Raw genomic sequence first — 12,232 nt, 5'->3', positions numbered from 1 at the left:
TGTCGAACCGGCAGGGCGGGGGCCCACGTTTTGCCGGTTCGGCCCCGTGGCACTCAAGCGGGACGCAACGGCCATAGTCGGTTGCCCCCGTCGGCCGTTCGCCTGACCCGGAGTGGAACTGCGCTGGGGTGGCCTGCACCAAGTACCGCAGACAACTGTCGCGCCATACCCGAGGGGCGTGGCGCGACAGTTGTCTGAAGTCTCGTCCAGGAGGCTCAGTAGGCTCCGTTGCTGGTGATCACGGCGCGGAAGGTACGGAACAAGATCTGCAGGTCCACGATGGGCGACCAGTTGTCCACGTACCGAAGGTCCAGCCGCAGTGACTGTTCCCAGTCCAGGTCGCTTCGGCCGCTGACCTGCCACAGGCCGGTCATGCCGGGGCGAACGTGCAGGCGCCGCATGGCGTCGGGCTCGTACTGCTCGACCTCTGCCTGGCTCTGCGGGCGTGGGCCCACGAGCGACATGTTGCCGATGAGCACGTTGAACAGTTGCGGCAGTTCATCGAGGCTGAACCGGCGCAAGAAGACGCCGATCGGGGTGACCCGCGGGTCCTTCTTCATCTTGAACTGCACCGCGTTGCCGTCGCTGTACTGCATGAGGGCCGCGAGTTGCTTCTCTGCGTCGACGACCATCGTGCGGAACTTGTAGATGGTGAAGAACTCGCCACCAACCCCTACCCGCTTCTGCTTGAACAGCACCGGGCCGGGGGAGGTGAGCTTGATGGCCAGGGCGATGCCCAGGAACAACGGTGACAGGACCAGGACGAGCAACGCTGCCAGCGTGCGGTCCATGAGGCTCTTGAGGAAGACCGAGCGGCGGGTAGCCGCGGGACGTTCGATGTGCAGCAGCGACATGTCCGTGGACTGGCGCAGCGACAACCGCGGCCCGGCAACGTCGAGCAGTCCGGTGGAGACCACCAGTTCGACATCGCGCTCTTCGAGTGCCCACGCCAGGCGGCGCAGCCCCTTCCCGGCCAGTTCGGGGTGGGAGGTGACAGCCACGACCTCTGCATCGCACAGGTCCACGGCAGACACGGCGTCGTAAGCGTTCCCCATGACCGGCACGCCCTCGATGGAGGATGTGGTGTTCCAGTCCGAGTCCAGTCCCGACGTGCAGACCGCGACTACGTCCAGGCCCTGGTCAGGCGAACGCTTGATGTTGCGGATGAGTTCGGCGGCGGCGTCAGCGCGCCCGACGACGACGGTGCGCTGCATGAGGCGGCCCTCGCTGCGGTGCCGTTCCAGCCAGACCCGGCACAGCCGGCGGGCCAGCAGCCCGAACGCGAAGAGCAAGACGATCAGCGTCAAGATGTAGGAGCGGCTCCATTGCGCCTTGACGAAGAGCCCGCCGACAGCGAGCAACCCGAGCAGACCGACGACGGCGCGACCGACTGCGCGGTACTCCTCGTCGGAAACGCCGAGATAACGGCGTTCATAAGCCCGGGAAAGGGCCAGTGCGCCGATCCACAACAGCGGCATAGCGGCACTGGCGATGACATACGACATGTTCATGTCGCGGGCGCCGGGCCCGATGGCCAGAGCCGCACCGACGGCCAGTAGCGCGCCGAGGAGGTCAAAGGCGACCAGGCGCTTCAGGTAGCGGCGCGACCAGGTTCCTGCGCGAGAAGCGACAGCAAAGATGTCGCCGTCGATGGACGGCGCGTTGACTGCGGTAGCCCCCCCAGGCACCGACACACGCTCGGCCCCGACACGGGGTCGTTTGGACCGGCGATGCGACATTCGTGCTTCTCCGGTCACCTCACGTTCGTGAATGGACAAGTGAAGACCCCTCCGTGTTGAACACAGCCTGTGCCTGACGTCAAAACGCCGCACAGCCCCCGAATACCCCTTGATGCCAGATGCCCGCCCCGACTCCGCGGACGCTCACGCCCTGCTGATTCCAGACACCTGACTTGGACGACGGACCCACTCTAACCACCGATACCGCCCGATGCCACCTCCTAGCGCATGTGGGCGGGTCGCCCAGGTGGGGAAGCGATTCGTAATCTCGGCGAACCCCGCACTCGGACAGTCCGGCTCAGCTGAGCTGCGGTAACTCGATCTTTTGCACGTATCTCGGTCGATTGTCCAGATGAACACCCTCAGGTTTAAGGTTGCCCTGCAGATCTGCAGGAAACCATGGGGGGATGGGCATGATGCAGCAACATCGGAGTGGGATCGATCAGTCCGCGGGGGAAACACGGGTCGATCTCGATGAGATCGAAGTCGTGCTGGTCAGTTATCGCAGCCGCGCGCACGTAGAACAGCTGGTCCAGATGTGGCCAGGCCTGGCGGTGGTCATCGTCGACAACGCCAGCGGCGCAGACGGCCTGGCGCAGTTCGCGGCTGACCAGCCGCTGGTGCGCTACCTCGACGGCGGCGGTCAGGGCTTCGCCCGGGCGGCCAATCTCGGCGCCTTCAGTTCGACCAAACGCTTTGTCGTGTTCGTCAACCCCGACTCGCGCCCGACGGTCGATGACCTGCGCGCGCTCGTGGACGGTCTGGCCGTGGACCCGCTGTCGGCATCGCACGCCGCCACGGTGACCAGCGCTGATGAGGACGTCGAGATCGGCGTCGGGGGATGGGAGCCGGACGTGCTCCGGACCAGCGCCTACGCGGTGGGCCTGCACAAGAAGTGGCCCAAGATCGGCGTCTACGCCAAGCCCGCGATCGGTGAGCGTCTGGACGTGGACTGGACCACCGGGGCCTGTATGGCGGTGCGAACCGAGCAGTTCCGCCGGCTCGGCGGGTTCGATGAATCGTTCTTCGTCTATTCCGAGGACATGTCCTTCGGGCGCCGGGTGCGCCAGGCTGGGTTGGGTCAACGACTGCGCCACGACGTGGTCGTGCGGCACGGTGCCGGGTCCTCGGGCGCCCCGTCGTTGGAAATGATGCGGATGAAGGGCGCCTCCTTCTCCAACTACGTCAACCGTTACCACCCCGGGCCGCAGGCCAAAGCCATGCAGAGCATCCTCGCGGGGGGTTACCTGCTGCGCTCGGGCGTGCAGATAGGCAAGAGTGACCGGGATCTGGCCGCGCAGTATCTGGCCCAGGCCAAAGGTCTGCTCACCGGGCGCGCCTTCGTGGCTGGTGAAGAGGTCGCCGCCCGCCGGATGCGTGAGACGGCCCAGACGGCGAACGCGTCGGTGCAGGGGTCGGCCGCCGAGCGGCCCTACCTGCTCATCACCAAGGAATTCGGGGTACCCGCGACTTCGGGCGGCATGCTGCGCACCTTGGCCATCGCACGCTGGCTGGCCGGGCGGGCGCCGGTGGTTGTGGTCTCACCGCGCGGGGTTACCGGGCTACGCACCGTGCAAGGCGAAGTGGTCATTGAGCAGTTGCGCCAAGCCCCATCACGTTCGCTGGTGGCCGACGCATTCACCTTGCCGACCTATCGCTGCCTGGGCGCCCCGCGCACCTGCGGTTCCGCGCTGATCACCGGTCTACGCGAGACACTGGCGCAACTGGGTCCCTTCCAGGCTGCTGTCGTGGACCACACCTGCCTTTTCGGGGTCGCCGACTCTCTCCCGCCGCAGTTGCCGGTGATCCTGAGTACCCACAACGTCGAGTCCGACCTCATGCGGCAGCGCGCCGGCGCCGAAAGTGGGCCCACCAAGGTGGCCGCCCATCTCGAGTCGTCCTTGCTTCGCCGGCTGGAGCGCGGTCCTGGCACGTCCTACCCGAGTGTGGTCTGCACGCAGGCCGACGCCGACCGGGTTCGTCGGGACGGGGGCGCCGAGGTCGTTGTGGCCCGCAACGGGGTGACCCCGCCGAGCGGCTCTCAACGCGCGGTTGCGTTGGCGCAGAACCCGCGCACCGAGTTGCTGTTCACCGGAGCCCTGGACTGGCGCCCCAACATCAACGGCATCACCTGGCTGATCGAGAGTCAGGCCTGGCGCGATCTGGTGGCCGAACGCCCCGAGATTGTGCTCACCGTCGCTGGGCGGAACCCTTCGGCGGAATTCCGAGCACGCCTAGAGGCCGCGCCAGGGGTGCGCCTGGAGGCGGACGTGCCGAGCATGCAACCGCTGTTGGAGCGGGCCCGGCTGGGGATTGCGCCGTTGTTGGAGGGTGGCGGCTCGCGCATCAAGCTGCTGGAGTACATCGCGCACGGGCTGCCCTCGGTCTCCACGGTGGTGGGGGCTTCCGGCCTGGACAACCTGCCTCGCGGGGCGATCGTGCAGACCCCAGAGGATGCCCAGGCCTTCTGCGCCGCGATCCGAAAGGAACTGGCCGGCGGCCCGCTGGTCATTCCCGCAGAGCAGGTCGCAGCGATGCTGTCCATTTACGGCTGGGACTCGGCACTGGGAACGGTAGCGGAGGTCCTGCCCGCCTGAATCGTCCGCCATGTGGGACAAGCACCCTTACGTGACGTGAGAAAGTTTTGGTGATGCGGGGCGCCCGGACGCTTGGGCGCCCCGCATCGTGCGCGTAACCGATTCTCAGCTCCGGGGCTGGGATTGGTCACCATCCCGCCATCGGCGGGATGCCGTCGGAGGGTTCCCCAGCGGCGCTTGGCGTGGCGCGCGGCGCGGCAGTTTGCAGCAAAACGGTACGGCCGGGGCCGGAGCAGACGATCAGTTTGGCGTCTCACTCCTTATGCCGAAGGAACCCTGCCGCGATGAAAAAGTCTTCGGTGATCACGCGTCCTGCCAGCGCGATCACGACTCTTGCCCTTGCCGTCACCATGGGTGGCGCTGCCCTGACGATGTCCCAGCCGGCGCAAGCCGCAGTCGGGGACTCTTTCCGAATGACGGTTGCAGACACCTCTTACCGGGACTCGGCCGGTCGAACCTGGGCGGCTCGCGCCGGGTTCGACACCGGCGACTTCTCCCCCTCCTACTGGGCCCCTACCGACATCAAGGGGACCTCAGAGGACGCGCTTTACTACCCCGAGTTGGTCCGGATGAACTCCTGGTCCAAGCAGATGGAGAACGGCACCTACCGGGTCACCCTGAAGATGCGGGAGAGCTGGTGGACCAAGGCCGGTGACCGTGTCTTCTCCGTCTCGGCCGAAGGTCAGCCCAAGCTGTCGAATATCGACATCTTCGCCGCGGTCGGTAAGGGCGCGGCCTACGACCGCACCTTCGACGTGACCGTCAAGGACGGTCGACTCGACCTTGGTTTCACGGCCACCAAGGACTCGGCTGCGCTCTCGGCTCTGGAGGTCACCCGGATCGCCGACCCCGCCCCCGCACCCACGCCGGCTCCCGACACGAGTTCGGTCGTGGCCCGGATGACGACCTCCACCAAGCCCATCAAGGGGACGGACGGCACCTACGAAGGTCGCTCGGGGTTCGTCGGTGGCTGGTCCAACGAGACGCTCTTCTCTGACGGGCGCGACGTCAAGGGCACCACCAACGACGCCCCGTACCGCCCCGAGTACATCCACATGTCCGCCTGGCAGCGTGCCGTGCCCAACGGCACCTACGACGTCACATTGATGATGCGGGAGGCCTACTTCAGCTCCGCCGGTGAGCGGGTGTTCAGCGTCACCGCCGAGGGCCGCCCCCAGATCAACGATCTAGACCTGATCAAGACCGCTGGTAAGGACGTGGCCTACAACCGCACCTTCCGCGTCGAGGTCAAAGATGGCCGTCTCGACTTGGGCTTCACCGGCAAGGTCAACGGCGCCACCGTCTCAGCCATCGTCCTTTCCAAGGTCGGCGGCTCCGGTACGCCCGCGCCTACCCCGACGACGCCGGCACCGACACCGTCCACCCCAGCCCCCACCACGCCGGCACCGACACCGACCACACCTGCACCGACACCCACGACTCCGGCACCCACCACGCCCGCCCCAGGCAGTTCCAAGTCCAACTTCGGCAAGCAGAGCGGGTTGTTGTTCGACTCGGGCATGTACCCGATGAATAAGGCCGGGGAGGTCACCAAGTGGGAGAACGCCCGCGGTAAGAAGGTCGACGTCATCACCGTCTTCCCGTCACGGGAATCCTGGAACAACATGCAGAGCACCTGGTTCATGGACAACGAACGGATCCCGGCCGGGTACAAGGGGACTCTGGACGTGGGAGTGCCGCTGTGGCCCAACGACGGCAACCTGTCCACGGCCGCAGCCGGCGGTTACAACGCCGAATGGGAGAGGCTGGCCCGCAACATCTCAGCCCGTTACCCCGACGCCTACATCCGTCTGGGCTGGGAGATGAACCTGCCGAGCTGGAAGGCAGCCGCCTACCCGAACACGGCCGATCAGTGGAAGCAGGCCTACCGCCAGGCGGTGGGCGCCATCCGCAAGGGCGGCCCGAACCTGCGGATCGCCTGGGTGGTCAACGAGGGCCCCGGCCAGACCGGCACCAAGGACGCCGCCATCTTCTACCCCGGTGATGCCTACGTGGACTACATCGGAATGGACGCCTACGACTGGTGGCCTGGTTACACCACCGACGCCAACATCGCCCGTCACCGGGATGAGGCCTACGGGTGGAACCACTGGCTGAATTTCGCCAAGGCCCACGGTAAGAAGTTCGTCCTGCCCGAGTGGGGCATCGCGCCCGCGAACTCCGCCGGTGGCGGCGACAACCCCAAGTACATCAACTTCGTCTACAACTGGCTGAAGCAGAACCAGGAACACATCGCTTACGAAAGCTACTTCAGTGAGTCGATGAGCTACATCCGTTCCGACCTGTTCACATGCAACAGCCCGAAGGCCTCGGCCGAATACAAGCGCTGGATGCCGCTGCTGACCAAGACCTCCTGAGGTCGCAGCACACCATCGAGCGGCCCGGTCGCCGTCCCCGATAGGGGGATCGGCGGCCGGGCCGCTCGGCGTGGGCGCTCTGCCGAAAAACGCCCCGTGCGGGGTCGGGCTCTGAAAGAGTTGAGGCACAGGCGCGACGAAGGAGACCCCCATGGCACACGACCCCGCGCACGACAGCGCATTCAACCTCAACCCGAACACGCTCGTTCGCTTACTCGGTAAACCGGCATCCCGATTCACCCGGGCCGACATCGTGCGGGCGGTTGAAGAGCTCGGCATCCGAATGTTGAACCTGCGCTATGTCGCCGGGGACGGGCGGCTGAAGAAGCTCAACTTCGTCATCAACAGTCGTGCCCACCTGGAAACGGTGCTGACCCTGGGGGAGCGGGTCGACGGCTCGAGCTTGTTCCCCTTCATCGATGCCCAGTCCAGCGATCTGTACGTCGTGCCGCGGTATCGCACCGCGTTCATCAACCCCTTCGCCGAGGAACCGACGATCGACCTGTTGTGCTCCTTCTACACCCGCGAGGGCAAACCGCTGGAGAGCGCTCCGGAGAACGTCCTGGCCAAGGCACAGCGGTCATTGCAGGAACGCACCGGGTACACCATGGAAGCCCTCGGGGAGCTGGAGTATTACATCTTCGACCGGGCCGAAGAGATCTACCCCATCACCGAGCAGCGGGGATACCACGAGTCGCACCCGTTCTCGAAGTGGGGCGTGGTGCGCCGGGAGGCGATGATGCATCTGGCCCGGATGGGCGCCCAGATCAAGTACGGGCACGCCGAGGTCGGCAACATCGTGCGCGAGGGGCGCCAGATGGTCCAGGGTGAGATCGAATTCCTGCCGGTGCCGGTGGAGGAGGCCGCCGACCAGGTGGTGCTGGCCAAGTGGGTGCTGCGCGAGGTGGCCTATGCCCATGGCCTGGAGGTCAGTTTCGCTCCCAAGATCATCGTCGGGCAGGCCGGCAGCGGCTTCCACGTCCACACCCGGTTGATGAAGGACGGCGTCAACGCCTTCGTCGAGGATGACGACCTCTCAGCTGCGGCGCGCAAGGTGATCGCCGGTTACCTGATGTGCGCTCGTTCCCTGACTGCCTTCGGCAACACGGTGCCCACCTCCTACCTGCGTCTGGTCCCCAAACAGGAGGCGCCGACCAGCATTTGCTGGGGACGTAGCAACCGTTCGGTCCTGGTCCGGGTGCCATTGGGCTGGACTGGGGACGCGATGAGCATGGTCGGCTCCGCCAACCCGTGCGAGCCGCAGGTTGAGCCTCTGTCGGGCCCGAACCCGCAGACGGTGGAGATCCGTAGCGGTGACGGCTCGGCGAGCGTGCACTTCTACATGGCGGCGCTGACGGTAGCGGCCCGTTACGGGCTGGAGCACCCCGAGTCCCTGGACGTGGCCCAGAGACTCCTGGTGGATACCGATGCCGCTACGGTTCAGGGCCTGGACCAGTTGCCGGCCTCGTGCACCGAATCCGGCCGGGCACTGCGAGCCGACCGCCACATCTACGCCGAGGATGGCGTCTTCCCGACCGGCCTGCTCGATTCGGTGGCCGAACAGTTGGAGGACCTCGGCGACGAAGGGCTGAGCGAGCGGCTCTTCGGCGATGATGCCGCCTTGGGTGAACTGGTTCAGCGACACCTGCACTGCGGCTGAGCCCAGGCCGGCCAGCACTGCGGGTCCCCGGCGACAGCACAGCTGATCGGGGCTGTCGCCGGGGAAGGTTCCCCGGACCCCGGCGGTGCTGGCGCTGTCTCCAGGTGGCCCCGTACCGCTCCTCGTGTCTGGGCGTAGCTGATTGCGGCGCCGAGGTGATCCTCAGGTGGCTGGCCCTCATGTCGTTCAGAACACATTTGCGCCGGTGGGAGGCCTGCCGAAGAACTCGGCACGTACCGTGAGGATGTCGTCTAGGAGAGGAACAACGCATGGCTGCGTACTCACTACCGGTGCCGAAGGGGTGGCTCAGTGCTGGGTCGTACTACGAGGGGGCAGTCGAGCGGGCGTTGACCGCTCTTCGTGACCCTCGCACCCCCGAACGATTGACGCGCTATTACTCGCTCAACAGTAATTACGCGGGCGCCACCTTCACGCAGCTGCATGACCCAGAGCCCACCCGCATCACCGAACGCGACCTGCTGGCGGCCAGCCTGTTGGACGCCACGATTCCCCCGGCGACTGTGCGCGCGTTGCTGGTCGAGCAGGAAAGCGCCGAGCAGGTACACGAACTGCTGTCCCTGGAGCGTCTGCCGATGACTGCGCGGCTGGAGGAGGCGACCCCGGAGCTTCTGATGGCCATGGACGAGCTGTACACCGCGCTGCGCGGCGTCATTCCGCCCTCGCGTAACCGCTACTCGGTGAACTGGTCGACAGCGGCGAAACTGGCCAGTCGGAAACGCCCTAACCTGTTCCCGGTCCGCGACGAGGTTGTCTGCCGCTACCTGGGGCTGTGGCCCTCCCAATACCAGGTCGACTGGCAGGTGTTTGCGCGAATCATCTCCACCCCCGAGGTCCGGGAGCGCCTAGAGCGCCTCATCTGTCGCTGCGCCGAGCCCGAGGGCGTCGATGTCGGCGACCCCGCGAACCTGCTGCGCCACCTGGACGTCATCGTGTGGATGCATGCGCCGAAACGCACCTGAAAATCCCCGCTCAGGGACGCTACGGCTCGTGATGCCACGGGTCGTCGGCGTCCCATGAGCGCCGGACGTTGCGTCCGGCTTCCTCGGCCCAGGCGTGGGCGCTGAGCCACAGACGCGTCACCGCTTGGGTTGGCACCCGTCGCCGATTGCTTTCCTGAAGCATCCGCTCGCGTTCCCGGGCCCGTTCCTCCAGATCCAGTTCCCGCAGCAGGCGCTCTACCCCGCTTAGCACCGCACCGCGCAACAACCATGCCGAGCCGGGCCCGCCCGGGTCGACCAGGTACAACTCGGTGAGGATGGCCCGGGTCTCGCGCAGGATCTCCAGTGCCTCGGCCAGAGCCTGCGCCGCTTCCTGGTCGCCGCCGTCAGCGTCGGAGATAGCCAGCCGGCCGAAGGCCCGCAGGCAGCCGGCCATGTCGCTGAGCACGATGGAGAAGGCTCGGCGCAACTCCTCTTGGTAGTCGTCCTCCTCATCGACCTGGTCGGGCGCCTCTTCCTGGATGGCCAGCAGCGTCTGGCGGGCGGCCAGGACCGAACGGTCCAGCGGCCCGATCGCTGAGCGCAACACAGGGAGTGGGTCCGCGCTGGTGATGGCGCGCGGGTTGAGGCGGCGGCGCTCTTCGGCAGCGTGGATGGCCTCTTCGGCTTCACCGACCAGCGGCAGGACCGCGTGGATATCGCGCAGCCACCCTTCGATGCGGGTTCGGCTCAGCTCTGTGGCCAGTTCCTGACCGGCCCGCTCCAGCGCTGCGGCGGCGCTATCGGCTAATTCCCGGACCGCTTGCTGGGCGGTGCCGGCGCGTACCGGGGGAGGGAAAGCCAGGTTGAACGCCATCCCCACCCCGGCGCCGATCAAGGTGTTGATGAGTCGGATCTCAGCAGCGACGCCGTGTTGGGCTACGCCGAGGATGAGCATGGCGCTGATGGGGGTCTCAAGGACGTGGTCGCCCAACCGCAGCGCGTACCCCAAGGACAACGCGATCGCGATCGCCAGCCCGAGGCTCCACCAGCTCAACTCCACCCAGGTGGAGAGCAGGATGGCCACCAAGATCCCGGTCAGGACGGCACCCACCCGCCCGATGCCGCTGCGCAGGCTCTGCACCAGGCTGGCCTGCACGACCAGGAGCGCGGTCAGCGGTCCGGTCAGGTCGGAGCTGGGGTTGAGCCGTGCGGAGAGCACATAGGCCAGGATTGCCGCCGCGGTGAGTCGGAGGATGTTGGAGCGCTGGGCGTTCAGTCTTTCCAGGCCGCGCCGCATCGAGGCCAGCGCGCGCTGACCTGCGCGCTGCGCCCGTTCCACCACCTGCACCCCCACCATGCCTACCAGGGTCCCACGGGAAGGCTGTTGTCCCTGTCTCTCAGGTCGATTCGCCACTGGGCGCGCCCCGCCCGGAGGCAAGGACAAGCAACCGGTGCTGATTCCGAGGCCGGTGTTCCCAGGCGGCCTATACCCAGGCCCACCTGGCCTGCCCAACCCAGCAGACAGCCGCGAGCGTCGCTGGTTGCCGGGGCCGGTAGCGGGGCGCATCGAGCGTGGGTGGCTACCTGGTCAGTGTGCCGATGTGGGTGCCGGGAGGATGTTGTCGGTGCGACGGGGGAGAATCGAGCTATGACGATGATGGCTCTGAGCGCGGCCGACGAAGCGCGGCAGGAGTCGCTGCGGCGAATGCGCTTCCTGGCAACGGCCCTGCTGGTGTTCGCGGCGATCGTGTTCGTGTTCACCCACAACCGAGGCGGAGCCCTGGGCTACGTCAACGCCACGGCCGAAGCGGCGATGGTCGGTGCTCTCGCAGACTGGTTCGCCGTGACGGCACTGTTCCGCCACCCGCTCGGCCTACCCATTCCACACACCGCGCTGGTGCCCAAGAAAAAGGACGTCTTCGCCAAAAGCCTGGAAGATTTCGTCTCCGGGCACTTCCTGACCGGCGAAGCCGCCCGGGAGCGGTTCCTGGCCTCGGGTGCGACGCCGCGGGTGGGGCAGTGGCTGGCCAGGCCGGAGAACAGCACCCGGGTGGTCGCCGAAGTGGCCGCCTTGACCCAACGCGGCCTCAACCACGTCTCGGACGGCGAAATCCGCGAGATCTTGGGCCACTCGGTACTGCCGCGGCTGGCGCAGGAACCGATCGCGCCGCTGGCCGGTTCGTTGCTGGACCAGGTGGTGCGTGATGACGTGCACCGCCACCTCGTCGACCTGGTGGTCGTCGAAGCCCACGACTGGCTGCTGGACAACCCGCAGACCTTCGCAGCCGTGGTAGGTGAGCGCGCCCCTACCTGGACCCCGTTGTGGGTCAACGAGCTTGTCGTGGATCGGCTGCACACCGAGGCCTTGGGGTGGGTGCGCGATGTGCGTGACAACCCCGGGCACCGGGTGCGCCTGGCGGTCAACGAACTCCTTGCCGACCTGGCCGGCAACCTGCAGGAAGACCCGGCGACGATGCAGCGAGCCGAGACCCTCAAGGAGCGTTTCCTGACCCACGCCCAGACGATGGAAACGGCGGTGAGCCTGTGGGAGGTGCTGCGCCGAACCCTGCATGAGGCGATGTCGGATCCGCAGGGCCGACTGCGAGCCCGGCTGTACACCGAGCTGGTCAGTCTGGGTGAGCGGCTGCAACACGATGCCGAGTTGCAGGAGCGTGTCGATCGCCGGGTGGGGGAGGTCATCTCCAGCCTGGTGGACACCTACGGGGCCGAGCTGGTGCCGGTGATCTCCCAGGTCATCGAACGTTGGGACGGTAAAGAAGCCGCCGAACGCATTGAACTGCACGTCGGTCGGGACCTGCAGTTCATCCGGATCAACGGCACCGTGGTGGGCGGATTGGCCGGGTTGCTCATCCACACGGTCAGCCAGCTCGTCGGCTGAGGCTCGCGCCGAGGCGTC

Annotated in this window: 7 protein-coding genes; 5 read left to right on the top strand and 2 right to left on the bottom strand. The window is 66.6% G+C overall.

What is annotated here, in order from left to right; translation table 11 throughout:
• Positions 1-215 precede the first annotated feature (215 nt).
• Positions 216-1,688 carry a sugar transferase gene (locus G9V96_RS03050; RefSeq protein WP_226913416.1) on the bottom strand — a complete coding sequence of 491 codons (1,473 nt, stop codon included), beginning with the start codon at positions 1,686-1,688 and terminating at the stop codon, positions 216-218.
• Positions 1,689-2,146: 458 nt separating this feature from the next.
• On the opposite strand from G9V96_RS03050, the gene G9V96_RS03045 reads away from it, so the two are divergent.
• The 4 genes from G9V96_RS03045 to G9V96_RS03030 all read left to right on the top strand — a co-directional run bounded on the left by G9V96_RS03045 (position 2,147) and on the right by G9V96_RS03030 (position 9,354).
• Positions 2,147-4,336, top strand: a complete 2,190-nt coding sequence (locus tag G9V96_RS03045; protein WP_226913415.1) for a glycosyltransferase — start codon at positions 2,147-2,149, stop codon at positions 4,334-4,336.
• Positions 4,337-4,620: 284 nt separating this feature from the next.
• Positions 4,621-6,714, top strand: a complete 2,094-nt coding sequence (locus tag G9V96_RS03040; RefSeq protein WP_168581721.1) for a malectin domain-containing carbohydrate-binding protein — start codon at positions 4,621-4,623, stop codon at positions 6,712-6,714.
• Positions 6,715-6,865: 151 nt separating this feature from the next.
• Positions 6,866-8,374 carry a glutamine synthetase family protein gene (locus G9V96_RS03035; protein ID WP_168581720.1) on the top strand — a complete coding sequence of 503 codons (1,509 nt, stop codon included), beginning with the start codon at positions 6,866-6,868 and terminating at the stop codon, positions 8,372-8,374.
• 269 nt (positions 8,375-8,643) lie between these two features.
• Positions 8,644-9,354, top strand: a complete 711-nt coding sequence (locus G9V96_RS03030; protein ID WP_168581719.1) for a DUF6308 family protein — start codon at positions 8,644-8,646, stop codon at positions 9,352-9,354.
• Between the two features lie 19 nt (positions 9,355-9,373).
• On the opposite strand, the gene G9V96_RS03025 is transcribed toward G9V96_RS03030, so the two are convergent.
• Positions 9,374-10,672 (bottom strand): FUSC family protein, encoded by a 1,299-nt coding sequence (locus G9V96_RS03025; protein WP_168581718.1) that lies wholly within the window; start codon positions 10,670-10,672, stop codon positions 9,374-9,376.
• Positions 10,673-10,963: 291 nt separating this feature from the next.
• Between G9V96_RS03025 and G9V96_RS03020 the strand changes: the two genes are divergently transcribed.
• Positions 10,964-12,214 carry a DUF445 domain-containing protein gene (locus G9V96_RS03020; protein WP_168581717.1) on the top strand — a complete coding sequence of 417 codons (1,251 nt, stop codon included), beginning with the start codon at positions 10,964-10,966 and terminating at the stop codon, positions 12,212-12,214.
• Positions 12,215-12,232: the final 18 nt, after the last annotated feature.

The sequence above is a fragment of the Gephyromycinifex aptenodytis genome (genome assembly GCF_012277275.1).
GTDB lineage: Bacteria > Actinomycetota > Actinomycetes > Actinomycetales > Dermatophilaceae > Gephyromycinifex > Gephyromycinifex aptenodytis.
This window is presented reverse-complemented; position numbering and strand designations above follow the sequence as displayed.

Coding starts and splice junctions, on each gene's coding strand:
- G9V96_RS03045 (WP_226913415.1), top strand. CDS start 2,147: ATGGGCATGATGCAGCAACATCGGAGTGGGATCGATCAGTCCGCGGGG.
- G9V96_RS03040 (WP_168581721.1), top strand. CDS start 4,621: ATGAAAAAGTCTTCGGTGATCACGCGTCCTGCCAGCGCGATCACGACT.
- G9V96_RS03035 (WP_168581720.1), top strand. CDS start 6,866: ATGGCACACGACCCCGCGCACGACAGCGCATTCAACCTCAACCCGAAC.
- G9V96_RS03030 (WP_168581719.1), top strand. CDS start 8,644: ATGGCTGCGTACTCACTACCGGTGCCGAAGGGGTGGCTCAGTGCTGGG.
- G9V96_RS03025 (WP_168581718.1), bottom strand. CDS start 10,672: ATGGTGGGGGTGCAGGTGGTGGAACGGGCGCAGCGCGCAGGTCAGCGC.
- G9V96_RS03020 (WP_168581717.1), top strand. CDS start 10,964: ATGACGATGATGGCTCTGAGCGCGGCCGACGAAGCGCGGCAGGAGTCG.